General features: G+C 50.0%; 16 protein-coding genes. 6 read left to right on the top strand and 10 right to left on the bottom strand.

Features of this window, described 5'->3' with window-relative positions; all coding sequences use genetic code 11:
* Nucleotides 1–15: 15 nt before the first annotated feature.
* The 6 genes from AFL22_RS01995 to AFL22_RS01970 all read left to right on the top strand — a co-directional run bounded on the left by AFL22_RS01995 (nt 16) and on the right by AFL22_RS01970 (nt 7,375).
* Nucleotides 16–1,164, top strand: coding sequence for a glycosyltransferase family 1 protein (locus AFL22_RS01995; RefSeq protein ID WP_052270697.1), 1,149 nt, complete (start codon nt 16–18; stop codon nt 1,162–1,164).
* Entirely contained in the window at nt 1,161–2,279 is a 1,119-nt protein-coding gene (locus AFL22_RS01990) for a glycosyltransferase family 4 protein (protein WP_052270674.1), read from the top strand. The genes AFL22_RS01995 and AFL22_RS01990 overlap by 4 nt, the downstream gene beginning before the upstream one ends.
* 135 nt (nt 2,280–2,414) lie before the next feature.
* A complete protein-coding gene (gene gndA, locus AFL22_RS01985) occupies nt 2,415–3,824 on the top strand; it encodes an NADP-dependent phosphogluconate dehydrogenase (RefSeq protein WP_045140292.1) in 1,410 nt (469 codons plus the stop codon).
* A gap of 130 nt (nt 3,825–3,954) precedes the next feature.
* Complete coding sequence (locus AFL22_RS01980; protein ID WP_052270673.1) at nt 3,955–4,908, top strand: glycosyltransferase family 2 protein; 954 nt, start codon at nt 3,955–3,957, stop codon at nt 4,906–4,908.
* On the top strand, nt 4,898–6,934 hold the full coding sequence (locus tag AFL22_RS01975) for a hypothetical protein (protein ID WP_156311570.1): 2,037 nt from the start codon (nt 4,898–4,900) through the stop codon (nt 6,932–6,934). Before AFL22_RS01980 ends, AFL22_RS01975 begins: the two co-directional genes overlap by 11 nt.
* Before the next feature lie 48 nt (nt 6,935–6,982).
* Nucleotides 6,983–7,375 (top strand): GtrA family protein, encoded by a 393-nt coding sequence (locus AFL22_RS01970; protein WP_052270671.1) that lies wholly within the window; start codon nt 6,983–6,985, stop codon nt 7,373–7,375.
* Between the two features lie 110 nt (nt 7,376–7,485).
* On the opposite strand, the gene AFL22_RS01965 is transcribed toward AFL22_RS01970, so the two are convergent.
* From AFL22_RS01965 to hisD, 10 genes are all read right to left on the bottom strand, one after another.
* On the bottom strand, nt 7,486–8,784 hold the full coding sequence (locus AFL22_RS01965) for a succinylglutamate desuccinylase/aspartoacylase family protein (RefSeq protein ID WP_033758378.1): 1,299 nt from the start codon (nt 8,782–8,784) through the stop codon (nt 7,486–7,488).
* A gap of 106 nt (nt 8,785–8,890) precedes the next feature.
* Nucleotides 8,891–9,682 carry an ABC transporter substrate-binding protein gene (locus AFL22_RS01960; protein ID WP_052270670.1) on the bottom strand — a complete coding sequence of 264 codons (792 nt, stop codon included), beginning with the start codon at nt 9,680–9,682 and terminating at the stop codon, nt 8,891–8,893.
* Between the two features lie 66 nt (nt 9,683–9,748).
* Nucleotides 9,749–10,225 carry a YbaK/prolyl-tRNA synthetase associated domain-containing protein gene (locus tag AFL22_RS01955; protein ID WP_022625009.1) on the bottom strand — a complete coding sequence of 159 codons (477 nt, stop codon included), beginning with the start codon at nt 10,223–10,225 and terminating at the stop codon, nt 9,749–9,751.
* Nucleotides 10,226–10,339: 114 nt separating this feature from the next.
* Complete coding sequence (gene hisIE, locus AFL22_RS01950; protein ID WP_033778806.1) at nt 10,340–10,951, bottom strand: bifunctional phosphoribosyl-AMP cyclohydrolase/phosphoribosyl-ATP diphosphatase HisIE; 612 nt, start codon at nt 10,949–10,951, stop codon at nt 10,340–10,342.
* Nucleotides 10,945–11,721: an imidazole glycerol phosphate synthase subunit HisF gene (gene hisF / locus AFL22_RS01945; protein WP_010670962.1), complete on the bottom strand. Its 777-nt coding sequence runs from the start codon at nt 11,719–11,721 to the stop codon at nt 10,945–10,947. Before hisF ends, hisIE begins: the two co-directional genes overlap by 7 nt.
* Entirely contained in the window at nt 11,703–12,440 is a 738-nt protein-coding gene (hisA, locus tag AFL22_RS01940; RefSeq protein ID WP_052270669.1) for a 1-(5-phosphoribosyl)-5-[(5-phosphoribosylamino)methylideneamino]imidazole-4-carboxamide isomerase, read from the bottom strand. The genes hisF and hisA overlap by 19 nt, the downstream gene beginning before the upstream one ends.
* Nucleotides 12,440–13,030 (bottom strand): imidazole glycerol phosphate synthase subunit HisH, encoded by a 591-nt coding sequence (gene hisH, locus AFL22_RS01935; protein WP_008926061.1) that lies wholly within the window; start codon nt 13,028–13,030, stop codon nt 12,440–12,442. Before hisH ends, hisA begins: the two co-directional genes overlap by 1 nt.
* Complete coding sequence (hisB, locus tag AFL22_RS01930) at nt 13,030–14,097, bottom strand: bifunctional histidinol-phosphatase/imidazoleglycerol-phosphate dehydratase HisB (RefSeq protein WP_052270668.1); 1,068 nt, start codon at nt 14,095–14,097, stop codon at nt 13,030–13,032. Before hisB ends, hisH begins: the two co-directional genes overlap by 1 nt.
* Entirely contained in the window at nt 14,094–15,170 is a 1,077-nt protein-coding gene (hisC, locus tag AFL22_RS01925) for a histidinol-phosphate transaminase (protein ID WP_052270667.1), read from the bottom strand. The genes hisB and hisC overlap by 4 nt, the downstream gene beginning before the upstream one ends.
* Nucleotides 15,167–16,471, bottom strand: a complete 1,305-nt coding sequence (gene hisD / locus AFL22_RS01920; protein WP_010670959.1) for a histidinol dehydrogenase — start codon at nt 16,469–16,471, stop codon at nt 15,167–15,169. Before hisD ends, hisC begins: the two co-directional genes overlap by 4 nt.

Below are 16,471 nucleotides of genomic sequence, written 5' to 3'. Positions count from 1 at the left end.
TATTTGGATTTTGGCGTGAAAATAATTATTTCAACCGATTCGATAAAATTCCCTGTCACTGGTATTGGACGTTATGCTCTGGAGCTTATCAATAACCTCAAAGCAAATCCTGAAATAGATGCAATAAAATATTTATCAGGATTCAAGGTTGTTGATGACCTGCCTGCCTTGGTTAACTCTCCTTCAATCTCCGCCAGTAAATTAAAAAAACAGCTTAGAAATAGCCGTCTTGTTTCCGATATTTATCGACTTACCGTGCCTGCTCTAAAAAGCTATGCGCTAAAATCCTATACAGATTATATTTTTCATAGCCCTAATTACTATATTCCGCCAGGGCATAAAAAATCATGTGCCACTTTTCACGATCTCTCTATTTTTCATTTCCCGGAATATCACCCCAAGGGTCGCGTTCATTTAATGAAAAAGGAGCTTCATAGCTCCGTCAGCCGCGCAAAATTTTTGATTACTGACTCAAATTTTACCAAAAATGAAGTTTCAGACTTTTTTAACTTTGATCCTGAACGAATTGTGGTTGCTCCTTTGGCCAGTAGCGGTGATTTTTTACCTCGTAAAGAGAATCAGTGTCAGCAGGTGCTTGAGAGATATGATTTGGCCTATGGGCAGTTCACTTTTTTTGCGGGCACAATTGAACCCCGTAAAAACATAAAAAACCTGTTATTAGCTTATCAAAAATTACCGCTAGAGATGAGTTTGCGCTTTCCACTGGTTATCTCTGGTTATCAGGGGTGGGAAAGTGAAGAGCTGCACCGCCTGTTTGATATAGGTTCGCAGCGAGGCTGGATAAAATACCTGGGATATACCGATCAACAAAGCTTATCAGTTCTTTTCTCCGCCTGTCGTGCGTTCTTATTTCCTTCGAGATATGAAGGCTTTGGTTTACCTGTCCTTGAAGCGATGGCCGCAGGCACTCCTGTTATTACCTCTAACGTCTCATCATTACCAGAAGTTGCAGGCGATGCCGGGTTAATGGTAGATCCAGATGATGTCGATCAACTTGCTCAATACATCAGTGATATCATTCTCAACGATTCACTGCGTGCTGAACTTATTGATCGTGGCTTTTTGCAAAATGCAAAATTCTCTTGGGTAAATTGTGCCCGTGAGACTATCAAAGCATATAAATTGGTTAATTTACAAGAATGATAAAAGTCCTGCATTGTTATAAAACGTACTATCCCGACACATTTGGTGGTATTGAGCAAGTCATCTATCAGCTTTCAGAGGGAGGTGTCAAAGAAAATATCGCTTCTACGGTTTATACACATAGCCCTAATCCTGATAAAGCTGATGCGTTTAAACTGGATCATCATAAATGCGTCAGGAGCAAGACGTTTTTCGAAATTGCTTCGACTCCCTTTTCGCTGGACTCATTCCGTTGCTTTAAAGAACTCGCTAAAGACGCAGATATTATCCATTATCATTTTCCCTATCCGTTTATGGATGTGCTGCATTTTTCACTGGCAAAGAAAAAACCTTCTGTTGTGAGCTATCACTCAGACATCGTCAAGCAAAAGTCATTGTTGAAGCTCTACACTCCATTGATGAACCGCTTTCTCTCCAGTGTAGACCGCATCGTTGCCGCGTCGCCTAACTATGTTGAAAGTAGCCCGGTCCTGCAGCAGTTCAAAGATAAAGTTGAAGTTATTCCTTACGGTCTTGATAAACAGTTTTATCAAAATAACGATCCTGCCGTTCTGCAAAAATGGCAGGCAAGATTTCCGGATGGTTTCTTTCTCTTTATTGGAACGTTTCGTTATTATAAAGGCCTGCATATCTTAATCGAGGCGGCAAAGAACAGCCATTATCCAATCGTTGTGGTTGGTGCAGGACCTATTGAGGCTGAGCTGAAATCGCAGGCGCAGCAGTTAGGCGTTAACAATATTCATTTCCTGGGTGCGCTTAAAGACAGCGAAAAATCTGCCTTGCTACAGTTATGTACCTGCCTGGTTTTCCCGTCTCATTTACGTTCAGAAGCTTTCGGAATCTCTTTGCTGGAAGGAGCTCTCTATTCAAAACCACTAATCTCCAGCGAGATCGGAACGGGAACAACCTTTATCAATATTGATAGGGTCACAGGATTAGTCGTCCCTCCATCTGATCCCGCAGCATTACGACGGGCGATGGATGAAATCTGGCAGAACCCAGAGCTGGCAACGACCTATGGTGCTGCGGCGCTGGCACGCTTTGAAGCCCTTTTCACAGCAGATAGAATGATTCAAAGCTATACCAAGCTTTATAAATCCTTGTTAAGTGTGTGATTTATTTTCAGATAATTTCATCTGCGCGACCGCACCATTCATTACCTTTAATCCGCTATCCTGAGTTAACATACTGATCACTTACAAAGTGGTGTTACGGGTAACACCATGCGAGACCACAGACAGGAGTATGTAATGTCCAAGCAACAGATCGGCGTTGTAGGTATGGCAGTAATGGGCCGCAATTTGGCTCTTAACATTGAGAGCCGCGGTTACACTGTTTCTATCTTTAACCGTTCACGCGAAAAGACTGATGAAGTCATCGCCGAGAACCAGGGCAAGAAACTTGCTCCTTTTTACACCGTTGAAGAGTTTGTCGAATCGCTGGAAAAACCTCGTCGTATCCTGCTGATGGTTCAGGCGGGTGAAGCGACCGATAAGACAATCGCCTCCCTGACTCCACACCTGGATAAAGGCGACATCCTGATCGATGGCGGTAACACCTTCTATAAAGATACTATCCGTCGTAACAAAGAGCTTTCTGACCAGGGCTTCAACTTCATCGGTACCGGTGTCTCCGGTGGTGAAGAGGGCGCACTGAAAGGCCCATCTATCATGCCTGGCGGTCAAAAAGAAGCCTACGAGCTGGTTGCACCGATTCTGGATAAAATTGCTGCACGTGCAGAAGATGGCGAAGCCTGTGTGGCTTACATCGGTCCGGACGGCGCGGGCCACTATGTGAAGATGGTTCACAACGGCATCGAGTATGGCGACATGCAGCTGATCGCTGAAGCCTATGCTCTGCTGAAAGGCGCGCTGGGTCTGAACAACGAAGAGCTGGCTGAGACCTTCACTGATTGGAACAACGGCGAACTGAGCAGCTACCTGATCGACATCACCAAAGATATCTTCACCAAGAAAGACGAAGAAGGTAAATACCTGGTTGATGTGATTCTGGATGAAGCAGCGAACAAAGGCACCGGTAAATGGACCAGCCAGAGCTCACTGGATCTCGGCGAACCTCTGTCACTGATCACTGAGTCTGTGTTCGCTCGATACCTCTCCTCGCTGAAAACCCAGCGTGTGGCAGCCTCTAAAGTACTGAGCGGTCCACAGGCGAAGGCCTTCACCGGTGATAAAGCGGAATTCATCGAAAAAGTTCGTCGCGCTCTGTATCTGGGTAAAATCGTTTCTTATGCTCAGGGCTTCTCACAGCTGCGTGCCGCGTCTGAAGAGAACAACTGGGATCTGCACTACGGCGAAATCGCGAAGATCTTCCGCGCTGGCTGCATTATCCGTGCCCAGTTCCTGCAGAAGATTACTGATGCATACGCAGAAGATGCAGGCATCGCTAACCTGCTTCTGGCTCCGTACTTCAAAGATATCGCTGATCAGTATCAGCAGGCATTGCGTGATGTAGTTTCCTACGCGATTCAGAACGGTATCCCGACGCCAACCTTCTCTGCGGCGATCGCTTACTACGACAGCTACCGTTCAGAAGTGCTCCCTGCTAACCTGATTCAGGCGCAGCGTGACTACTTCGGTGCGCATACCTACAAGCGCATTGATAAAGACGGTGTGTTCCATACTGAGTGGTTAGATTAAGTCAATTTATCAGCCCGACTATATGTCGGGCTGATTATAGATATTACTTTGATATGAAAAATATACATTCTGGGTTCTGATATTAAAAATCAGGGAAGAATAATCTCAACCAAACAATCTTGATTAAAAAATGAACAGCAAAGAAAATCCTAGTATTGCAGTTGTTATACCTTGCTATAACGAAGGCGTATCCATTAGTAAAGTTATTTCTGATTTCAGAAATGCGTTGCCTGAAGCAGCTATATTTGTTTTTGACAATAATTCACGAGATAACACTATAGCTGAAGCGAAAAAAGCGGGTGCTCAAGTTTACTCGGTCAAAGAACAAGGTAAGGGTAATGTTGTTAGAAGAATGTTCGCGAATGTAAATGCGGATATTTATGTCATGGTCGATGGTGATGCAACTTATGATGCGTCTTGCTCACCAATGATGATTGATAAACTTATTGCTGAACGTCTGGATATGGTAGTCGGTGTTCGCAAACATGATGATGAACAGGCTTATAGACCTGGGCATACATTTGGCAATAAAATGTTAACAGGTTGTGTTAAAAGTATATTTGGTGGAAATTTTTCTGATATGTTATCAGGATATAGAGTGTTTTCATCTCGTTATGCTAAATCATTCCCCGCTATGGCGCGAGGATTTGAAACGGAAACTGAGTTAACTGTCCATGCTCTTGAGCTCAGAATGCCTTACGGGGAATTCCTCACACCTTATGGTGCGAGAATGGAAGGGTCTTCTAGCAAATTGAGTACTTATAAAGATGGTTTGAAGATCTTGAAAATGATTATCAAACTTTATTCATCAGAAAGGCCACTTGCATTCTTTGGTATTATTGCAGCTATACTATTTATTGTTAGCTTTATACTTGCTCTTCCGCTTGCTTCATATTATTTTGAAACCGGATTAGTTCCCCGGTTGCCCACGGCGTTACTATCGACTGGTTTGGTAATCGTGTCTTCTTTTTCTTTTTTAGCTGGGTTAATTCTTGAAAATGTCACGCTGGCGCGGAGAGAAATAAAAAGATTAGCATATCTTTCATGCTCATTATTACCGCGAGGGAATGGCCGTGTTGAATAATAACAGAGCTCTACGTTTATGTTTTTTATTATTGGCTTGCATTGCATCAATAGTAGTGCTGTTTCATAATTTGTTTTTCTCAACCTTCAATATATTACTCGGCGATCGCTTTGACGCTTTAATTGAAACTAACTTACTTCAGCATTGGTATAATGTAATACAAGGCAAATCAAAATGGGATACGGTTGGTTATTTTTATCCTTTTACTAATACGCTTGGATACAATGATGGCTATTTCTTATATGGTGTTTTTTACTCTATTTTTAGATTGTTAGGCTTTGATTTATTTATTTCGACAGATTTGGTTAATATATCATTAAAAATAATTGGTTTTTTTAGTTTTTATTTTTTAGCAAAAAAAGTATTTAAATTTAGTTTTTGGGTGTCATTGATTGGTGCAACTGCGTTTACGCTCGGTAATTTAATGGCAGTGCACATGCGTCATGCTCAATTATTGAGTATCGCATTTGCGCCATTATTAACTATTTTTGTTTTAAGATATTTCCAGTCTTTGAAATTTAACGATTCTAAAAAAACTCTCATTAATGGTTGCTTTGCTTCTTTACTTTTATCACTTTGGCTTTTTACAAGCTATTATATGGCTTGGTGCTTTATTCTTTTTTTTGTGGTGTGCTCTTTTATCTTCATGTTTTTTTGCGTTAGTAATAAAGAATATCGTAATAACTTAAAGATTAAGGTTTCCCTTAAGGTATTGATTGTTCCTATTGTTGTTTTAATGTTTTTTTTGATGCCTTTTTTGAAGGTTTATTTACCAAAAGCAAGTGAGACAGGAGGCCAGTCATTATATGCGGTAGAATACTATGCACCTGTTCCTTACAATGTTATTGATCCTGGAGAATACAATTTAATTTTTGGTAAATTAACTAATGCTTTTTTCAGTAATATCGATAATCTTAATCGTGTTGGCGAATTTAGTATTGGATTGGCGCCTATCAGTTTATTAATCTTGTTAATAACATTGGCCTGTCTTTCATTTAAAAAAATCAAATCTACTTTCGAAATTTTTATTTTTTCAGTATGTCTGACGACTGTGGTTACCGCTCTGTTTGCAATAAAATTCGGGGATATTTTTCTCTGGAAGTTTATTTGGCAGTATTTTCCTGGCGCTAAAGGAATGAGGGTGACCGGTCGATATTTCCTGTTCCTGATTTTTCCTGTGGTACTAGTTTCAACATGGTTCTTAGATAAAATCGCTAGCAAGCGGGGATGGGTGTTATTTTCTGCTCTTTCCATACTATTAATACTTGAACAGGTGAATTTTGCCCATAACGCTGCGTTTAATAGGGAAGACAATAAACGTTTTATAAATTCAGTACCTGTCCCACCTAAGGGCTGTAAAGCTTTTTATGTAGTAGGTCAACGGAAAGGTGAATTTCCTATCGTTACTGATAATATAACTATTTCCTATTACCCACATAATGTTGATGCCATGTTGATTTCTGAAGTTTATAATCTCAGAACAATTAATGGTTTCTCAACATTTAATCCTCCTGGATGGGACTTTGCGTTAAATCCACTTCAGTCATACATGGCAAGAGTACAAAATTACATAAATAATAACAATATTGCTAATGGAATGTGTGAGTTTGATCTTGAAAATCTTAAATGGACAGAGTTCAAACCTCATCAACCTTTAGGGATCACTTCTAAAATATTCGACAAAGTCGACATTAAGGCTTCAGGTATCGTCATAAATCAGGCGGTAAGAAAAAATTATGGCATAACTGTAATGCTCACTAACAACTCAGACTTTAATTTAGGAGAGGGTAGCTACCGACCCCTCAAGGTGGGAATAAAATTATATAATTCCGATGGAAAGTTAAAAAACCATGACTATATGCATTTAGATGTCCCTCAGTTATCAGTTGGCAAAAAAGAAGTGAGTATGGATATTAAGTTGCCAGATGATTTCAAACCGGATGACTACATTTCAGTTTCATTACTTGAAGAAGGTGTAGCATGGTTTGATTGGCTGGGTGCAAAACCTGTTGTCGTTAAATTCTGATGTAAGGGAAAGGGCATGCCCTTTCCCTTGCTATAACTGGATTCATTTATGAGCTTTTTCCTTTTTGTATTTGTAGGTGTTATAGGCTTTGTTGTGGATTCTTCATTGCTTTATATTTTGAAAAATGAATTTGGACTCTATATCTCAAGAGGTATATCTTTTTTCTTTGCGGTAATAACAACCTGGGGTTTAAATAAATTAATTACTTTTAAAAATATGCATTCTGGTTTACCTGTATGGCATGAGTTTCTTCATTATTTGAAGCTTATGCTAATTGGCGGTTGTGTGAATTATTGTGCATATGCAGCAGCAATATCTTTATCTGTCATAATACAAGGTTATCCTGTAATTGCTGTGGCTTTAGGAAGTCTGGCAGGTTTGTTTGTTAATTACCTTACTTCTAAATATTTTTTATTTAAAAACGCCAAAATTATCGACTAATTTTATTGATCCGTTAATGATTAGAACTTTACATAATAAATCATCAGTATTAGCCGAGTTATATAATAAAAAATCATCTTGGCCGCATCTTACTGCGGCCTTTTATGAATTTATCCTACCAGCAAATCCCCGCTCCGAATCTCTCGCTCACCTGCCAGCCTCACCACCAGCATGCCTGCCGTCGCAAACTTAGCCCAGTGTCTCGCATAGAGAATACCGCCATGTTCCGTCACCAGCGGCGTAATCTGGTCAGTTATCGGGTCAACAATCTCCGCCACCACTTCTCCCGGCCGAATCTTTGCGCCCAGCGGCTTACGATGCAGGATCAGACCGGATACCGGTGAATGAATATATTCACAGCCCGCTAACGGCGTAGGTGGATTTTTCAGGGCAGGGGAGGCCGCCGCCGATCCTTCGCTGTGACGCTCTTTGATGACGCCAGCCTCTCCAGGTGCTTCAGCGATATCTGGCACGTTTAAACCAATCGGGCCGTCATTGATAGCCACGATATCGTCTCCGCCCGCGCTCGCCGGGACAAGTTCGTCGCCGCCAATCACGGGTGCCGCCACCTCCACGGAAATCGCAGGCTCGCTGTAGCCGATATAACCGCCTTCCTGTAGCGCTGAAATAATCGCCTCCGCGTCTTTCTCCGCCTGTTCAGGCGACACATCACGCACGCCACGCAACTCCAGCGTCACCGGCAGCAATCCGCGTGGCATCGGATAATCTTTGCCAAACCGTTCCGCCAGCGTCAGCCAGGGTTCGCAACAGGCTTCATCAAACGGCTCACCGCCAGAGATCTGCGCCAGCAGCTGCACCTCACTGCCTAACCAGCGCGCCAGCGGCTCAATGTCCGGCCAGGCGTGCGGCGTGGTGTAGAGGTGAGGCACGGCTTCCCAGTCACAGTGCAGATCAATCATCAGATCGGCCTGACTGGCCATCCGCATCAGCGTGTGGCGTTGCGCATCCAGCTCGGTTTTTGGCACGGTATCACGATAGTGACGATCAATCGCCTCGCGGATCAGGCTCTTATTTTGCGTTTCACTTTGGGTCAGACTCTCAGCCAGCCCGGCCGCCAGGGTTGCGCCCAGTGACGGGAAACGGCGGTTGAAGTCCTGGCCAGAGAGCGTATGGAATCGGCCAAGATGGGTGCCATGCCAGTGCTGTCCCAGCGCCAGGGGATTGGCAACCGGCACCAGGGTAAAGGCGGCTTTAAGTTGACCGGCGGACTCCAGCGCCTGTAGTCGCTGCTTTAAAAACCACGCCACCGCCATACCGGGCAGTTCGTCGCCATGCAGCGCAGCCTGGATGTAGACCTGACGCTCGTTGTCTTCCGCGAAATGGAAACTGATGATTTCACGCTGGGTGCCTAAAGAGGCGCTTAACAGTGGATGATGTTGTTGATGCATACCGTGTTAATGTCCTTTAATCGGCAAAGGACGACAGCGCGCCGTCCCGAAATAGTTAGAGTATAGTGCCGGATCGCGGTGAGGATGAAAAAGGGCGACCGCGAGGTTAAGGCTGGATAGAGATATCCGTGGCGAAGTAGCGCTTCTGAATCTGGTCAAAGGTGCCATTCTTTTTGATTTCGACGAAGGCGTTATCCAGTGCGGTTTTCAGCTCGGTATCGCCTTTACGCAGGCCAATCGCCGTGCCGGGGCCGATGATCGGATCCTGTATAATCGGGCCAGCCAGTTCAAAATCTTTGCCCTGCGGATGCTTCAGGAAGCCGACGGCCGCCTGTGCCGCATCAGTGAATACCGCATCCAGTCGGCCTGAAACCAGATCGCTTTCAACCTGTGCCTGATCGCCATAAGGCACCACGGTCACACCGTGAGGCTGCCATTTCGCCAGCGCATAGCGCTCCTGAACCGTTCCCTGTTCTACGCCGACCGTTTTTCCTTTCAGGGATTCAACGGTGGGCAGTATGCCAGCACCTTTACGGGCAATCAGCTGGGTGTGGGTGTCATAGAGCGGCGCGGTGAAATCAATCTGCTTCAGGCGCTCTTCGGTAATGCCCATGTCGGACAGAATGGCATCAAATTTACGCGCTTTAAGGGCCGGGATCATGCCGTCAAACTGGCTTTCAACCCAGACACATTTTGCCTGCATCTGAGTACAGAGCGCGTTGCCCAGATCAATATCAAAGCCGACCAGCTTGCCCTGTGGCGTTTTCGATTCGAAGGGCGGATAGGTCGGATCGACCGCGAAACGCACCTGTTCGATTTTTGCCTGCGCGCCAAAAGCGCAGCCTGCCATAACCGCCACAGCCAGCGTCTGACGCAGGCGTTGAGTGAAAATGTTCATGATTTTGCTCTTATTCTGTCGTGATGAGTGATTATGCAGAGTATCGCCGGGCTGCCGGGATGGCAATTACTGCGTAATCTTCACCACGTCAGCCGCGCATAACGCGCGATAATCTTCGGTATTCAGGATCACTGAACGTTCCAGCAGACCAGCGTTAAACGCGATCTCCGGATAACGTTCAAACAGCGCGGGGTCAACAACCAGTCTGAGGTCGGGATGAAAGCTGAACGGTGGTATCGCCCCGAATACGCAGCCGGTCAGCAGATCGGTTTCCGCCGGACTGGCGAGTGAGGCGCGTCTTCCTCCGACTGCTGCCGCGACTTTGCCCAGATCGGCCTGATGATCGGCAGGTAAAACCGCCAGTACATGCTGTTTAACGCCGTTGCCTTTCACATGACAGACCAGCGCTTTAGCACCCTGGCCGATTTCGGTGCCGCGTATCGCCGCGACCGCTTCACATTTACCGGTCGCCTCATGCTCCATCAGGCGATAGCGTGCCTGGTGCTGGTCGAGCAGGGCGATTAATTTCTCATGGGTGGTCACGGTTCTCTCCCTGAGGTTTGAGTTGCCGTCATTGTGCCGGATGGACGTGAGGAATGAGCTGAAGACTGCTCAGAATCCGCATAAAAACGGCATTCTGAGCAGCATATTGCATAGTTACTTATGGCGGTCACGCAGGTTGTTAATCACGGCGCGGAAGTCGAGATCCTGATCCTGCAACAGCACCATCAGGTGATAGACCAGGTCAGAAGCTTCGTTGGTGAGTTCATCCCGATCGTTGACCGTGGCGGCCAGTGCGGTTTCAACGCCTTCTTCACCCACTTTCTGCGCGATGCGTTTGGTGCCGCTGGCGTAGAGTCGTGCGGTGTAGGAGCTTTCAGGATCGGCGGTTTTGCGCGAAGCCAGCAACTGCTCAAGCTGATAGAGGAACGTCCACTCAGGGACCGCCGGTGAGAAGCAGCTGGTGGTGCCCAGATGGCAGGTCGGGCCAATAGGATCCGCCAGCACTAACAGGGTGTCATTGTCGCAGTCAGGCGTGATGCTCACGACCTGCAAAAAGTTGCCGGAGGTTTCGCCTTTGGTCCACAAGCGATTTTTGGTGCGGGAGAAAAAGGTGACCTTGCTTTCTGCCAGCGTTTTCTCCAGCGCGGCCGGGTTCATGTAGCCATGCATCAGCACTTCGCCTGAGACGAAGTGCTGGACAATGACCGGCATCATGCCCTGTGTTTTATCCCAGTCGAGAAGGGCCAGTTGTTGTTCAGTTAGCACGCGCGAATCTCCACTCCGTTGTCGATCAGAAAGCTCTTCAGCTCACCAATATTAATAATCTGCTTATGGAATACCGAGGCGGCTAAAGCACCATCCACGTTAGCTTCAGTAAACGCATCCAGGAAGTGCTGCATGGTGCCTGCACCGCCAGAGGCGATCAGGGGGACGTTGCAGACTTCACGCATTTTCTTCAGCTGCACCAGGTCATAGCCGTTACGCACGCCATCCTGATTCATCATGTTCAGTACGATCTCGCCTGCGCCCAGCTTCTGCACTTCCTGCACCCACTCCAGCGTTTCCCACTGCGTCACGCGGGTGCGCGCTTCGTCGCCGGTATACTGATTCACCTGATATTTACCGCTGGCTTCATCAAACCAGGTATCGATCCCGACCACAATACACTGCACGCCAAAACGGTCCGCGAGGCGGGTGATCAGCGTGGGGTCGGCCAGCGCCGGCGAGTTAATCGAAATCTTATCTGCGCCAAACTCCAGAATGCGCGCTGCGTCTTCCGGGGTTTTAATGCCGCCCGCGACGCAGAACGGGATATCGATTACTTCCGCAACCCGCGAGACCCAGCTTTTGTCGACGACCCGGCCATCGGATGAGGCGGTGATATCATAGAACACCAGCTCGTCGGCACCTTCGGCGGCATAGCGCTGCGCCAGCGGCACGATGTCGCCGATGATTTCGTGATTGCGAAACTGTACGCCTTTGACCACCTGGCCGTCACGTACGTCCAGGCAGGGAATTATCCGTTTTGCCAGCATGCGATCGCCTCCGAAACAGTGAATTTATCTTCCAGCAGCGCACGTCCGACAATCACGCCCTGAACGCCGCTGCCGCGCAGGGCGGCGATATCATTGAGGTCGCCAATGCCACCCGAGGACTGAAAAGCAATCGTCGGGAAGCGCGCCGTCACTTCCTGATAGAGCGCAACATTGGAGCCGCTCAGGGTGCCGTCGCGAGAAATGTCGGTGCACAGCACGTGCTTCAGGCCCACCTGCTGAAAGTCGGTAATCACCTCTTCCAGCGTGACACCCGCCGCTTCCTGCCAGCCACTGATTGCCACTTCTTTGCGGTTACTGGCATCAATGCGCACATCTAACGCGAGCACAATCGCCTCTGCGCCAAATTCCGCAAACCACCGTTTTACCTCTTCAGGCTGTTTCACCGTGGTGGAACCGACCACCACACGACTCGCTCCGGCTTCAAGCAGCGCATGAACATCGTCACGGCTGCGAATGCCGCCACCGACCTGCACCGTCACATCAACGCCATCCAGCAGGGTTTTCAGCAGCGCGATCTGGCGTTTCGCCGGATCTTTCGCGCCGGTTAAATCCACCAGATGCAGCACGGTCGCGCCCTGGCGAACGTAATCCTGCAGACGCGGCAGCGGATCGCTGCCGTAATCGCGCTGCTGTCCATAATCGCCCTGATGCAGACGAACCACTTTGCCGTCAATTAAATCTAACGCGGGGATAATCATTACATCTCCAGGAAGTTTTTCAGCAGCTGCGCGCCCGCTTTGCCCGAGCGTTCCGGGTGGAACTGGACGCCAAAGAAGTTATCTTTCTGCACCGCGGCGGTGAAAGCTTCACCGTAGTGACACTGGGCGATAGTGCTGGCGTTGACCGGCATGGCATAGCTGTGGACGAAGTAGAAATAGCAGCCTTCGTCGATGCCACGGAACAGATGATTGCCCGCCTGCGCGGTAATCTGATTCCAGCCCATGTGTGGCAGCGGCAGGCCGTGCGTGTCCATTAACGACACCGGCTCATCGATAATCCCCAGCGTCGGCACGCCGCCGTTTTCATCGCTGCCGCGTCCCAGCAGCTGCATACCCAGGCAGATCCCCAGCACCGGCTGGGTACAGGCTTTCACCAGATCGATCAGGTCACGCTCTTCCAGCTGATTCATTGCCGCCTGTGCGGTGCCGACGCCGGGCAGAAACAGTTTGTCGGCACGCAGCACCACATCGGGATCGCGGCTTACTTCCGGGGTGTAGCCCAGACGTTCAATCGCCCATTTCACCGACGACAGGTTGGCGCAACCGGTATCCATGATCACCACGTTCATCACAGCACTCCCTTCGAGCTCGGCAGCGTATTGCCCTCAACGCGGATCGCCTGACGCAGCGTACGGCCAAAAGCTTTAAACAGGCTCTCGACGCGGTGATGGTCATTCTTGCCTTTGGTTTTAAGATGCAGGGTGCTCATCATGGCGTAGGAGAGTGAGCTGAAGAAGTGCTCGACCATCTCGGTGCTGAGGTCGCCCACGCGCTGATAGTTGAACTCCGCTTTGAACTCGATGTGCGGACGGCCGGAGATATCCAGCGCGCAGCGCGCCAGACATTCATCCATCGGCAGCACAAAGCCAAAACGGCCAATGCCACGCTTGTCACCCAGCGCTTTCAGCAGCGCTTCGCCCAGTGCCAGACCGGTATCTTCCACCGTGTGGTGATCGTCAATATAGAGATCGCCTTTCACTTCGATATTCATGCGGAACCCGCCGTGCACGGCGATCTGGTCCAGCATGTGGTCGAAGAAACCCACGCCGGTATTAATCTTGCTGCCGCCTTCGCGATCCAGCCACAGTTCTACCCGCACCTGTGTCTCTTTGGTGTTGCGCTGCACCAGCGAATGGCGGTCACGCTGGGTCAGACGCTGCTGGATAGTCTGCCAGTTCTGGCCGTCAGCACCGTAGCGGATAGGCTGGATGCCCATGTTCTCTGCCAGCTGGACATCGGTCAGGCGATCACCAATCACGTAGCTGTTGGCGGTATCCAGCGCGCCTTCGGCCAGCCAGGCTTCCACCATTCGGGTTTTTGGCTTGCGACAGTCGCAGTGATCGTCCGGCATGTGCGGGCAGATCAGCACATCGTCAAACGCAATGCCCTGCGAGGTCAGGATCTGCATCATCAGATTGTGCGGACCATCGAAATCGGCCTGCGGGAAACCCGGGGTGCCAAGACCATCCTGGTTAGTGATCATGACCAGGCGATAACCGGCGGCCTGCAGTGCCAGCAGCGCCGGGATAACGTCTGGCTCAAACGCCAGCTTATCCATGCGGTCCACCTGATAATCTTCAGGCGGCTCAGAGATTAACGTACCGTCGCGGTCAATAAAAAGGGTCTTCTGGCTCATGCTTGCTCCACAGAAAAGGCTTGCAGCGCGGCGATCACTCGTTCGCACTCTTCACGCGTGCCGATGGAGATGCGCAGGCATCCCGACAGGCCCGGATTTTTGTTCTGATCACGCAGGATAATGCCCTGATCCCATAAGGTTTTGAAGACTTTTGGTGAATCGGTAAAGCGCGCCAGCACATAGTTGGTTTCACTGGAGAAAACCTGCTCAACGCAGGCCAGCTGGGCCAGTTCAGCCTGCAGCCAGCTACGGTTCTCATTCAGCTGTGCCACATGCTCACGCATCAGCGCAATTCCCTGGTCGCTCAGTGCCTGACCGGCGACATCGGCCACCGGTGTCGCCAGCGGGTAGGGCGCGATCACCTTCATCAGCAGGTCGATGACCGGCTTATTCGCCAGCGCAAAGCCGCAACGCAGGCCAGCCAGCGCAAAGGCTTTAGAAAGCGTACGCAGGATTACCAGATGCGGATAATCCTTCAGCCAGCCGGTCAGGGTCGCCTGCGGGCAGAACTCAATATAGGCTTCATCTGCGACTACCAGCGCTTTACCGGCGGTCATCGCCAGCAGCTGACGGATGTCGTCCTGATTGATCAGGTTGCCGGTCGGGTTGTTCGGGCTGCAGAGGTAAACCACTTTGACGCCATCCAGCTGCTCTGCAATGGCAGGCAGGTTCAGCTGCCAGTCGCTCAGGGCCGGGACGGTGCGGTATTCAATGCCGATGGTTTCGGCGCTGACGCTGTACATGCCATAGGTCGGTGGACAGAACAGAATCGCATCCTGACCCGGTTCACAGAAGGCACGCATGATCAGTTCGATTGCTTCATCCGCGCCACGGCTCACCAGCACCTGCTCCGGCGTTAAGCCCGCATAAGCAGCGTAGCGCTCAATCACCAGTTTGGGCTGACACTCCGGATAGCGGTTCAGCGTCTGCTGCGACAGCTCAAACGGCACCGGCAGCGGAAACTCGTTGGCATTGAGCCAGACATCTCCGTTGCCACCCAGACGACGCGCCGACATATAGGGCGTCAGGGCGCGCACATTGGCGCGCGCCAGCTGCTCAATATCCTGACTCATGCTTGCTCCTTCAGTGCGGCAACGCGCAGGGTGACGGCATTCTTATGGGCATCCAGCTGCTCGGCGGCGGCCAGGGTTTCAATGGTGGCGGCCAGGTTCAGGAAGCCCTGCGGCGTCAGCTCCTGCACCGTCATGCGTTTCTGGAAATCGGCCAGGCCCAGGCTGGAACAGGTCGAGGTGTAACCGTAGGTCGGTAACACGTGATTGGTGCCAGAGGCGTAATCGCCCGCGGACTCCGGCGACCAGTCGCCTAAAAATACCGAACCGGCGCTGGTGATCGACTCAACCAGATCGCGCGGCTGGCGCGTTTGCAGAATCAGGTGCTCCGGGCCGTAGAGATTAGAGATCGCGACACACTGCTCAAGGTCGCGCGCCACAATCAGGCGGCTGCTTTCCAGCGCCTGACGCGCTGTGGCAGCCCGCGGCAACTGCGCCAGCTGCTGCTCAACCGCGACCGCGACCGCCTCGGCCAGCTTTAATGAAGGCGTCAGCAGAATCACCTGCGAGTCGGGACCATGCTCTGCCTGTGAAAGCAAATCAGACGCGACAAACGCGGGCGTGGCGCCTTCATCCGCAATCACCAGCACTTCAGAAGGACCCGCTGGCATATCAATCGCCGCGCCATCGAGTCGCTGACTTACCTGACGTTTCGCTTCTGTCACCCAGGCGTTGCCCGGGCCAAAAATCTTATCCACGCGTGGCACGGTTTCGGTGCCGAAGGCCATCGCGGCGATGGCCTGCGCGCCGCCTACCTGGAACACCTCTTCTACGCCGCACAGCTGGGCGGCATACAGGATCTCATCGGCAATCGGCGGCGGCGAACAGAGCACCACGCGGCCACAGCCAGCGATACGGGCCGGGGTCGCCAGCATCAGCACGGTGGAGAAGAGCGGGGCGGAACCACCAGGAATATAGAGTCCGACCGATTTCACCGGACGGGTAATCTGCTGGCAGCGTACGCCTGGCTGGGTTTCCACATCCACCGGCGGCAGGATCTGCGCGTTGTGGAAGGTTTCGATATTGCCCACCGCGACGGCCATCGCCTGCTTCAGCTCGTCACTCAGACGTAAGCTGGCTTCTGCGATTTGCTGCGCGGTAACACGCAGGTTATCCACCTGCGCTTTGTCGAAGCGGGCGCTGAACTGGCGCAGGGCGTCATCACCGTTCAGCTTTACCTGCTCCAGTACATCGCGCACCGTCAGCGTCACGTTTTCAGAGGCGGCGATAGCAGGACGTAACAGCAGCGCCTGCTGCTGTTCGGGGGTGCACTGCTGCCACTCAATCGGGGTAGAAAAGGCCAT

It is taken from the genome of Pantoea sp. CFSAN033090 (genome assembly GCF_001264395.1).
Lineage (GTDB): Bacteria > Pseudomonadota > Gammaproteobacteria > Enterobacterales > Enterobacteriaceae > Pantoea > Pantoea agglomerans.
Note: the sequence above shows the minus strand (reverse complement) of the source record. Positions and strands in the feature narration are given on the sequence as shown.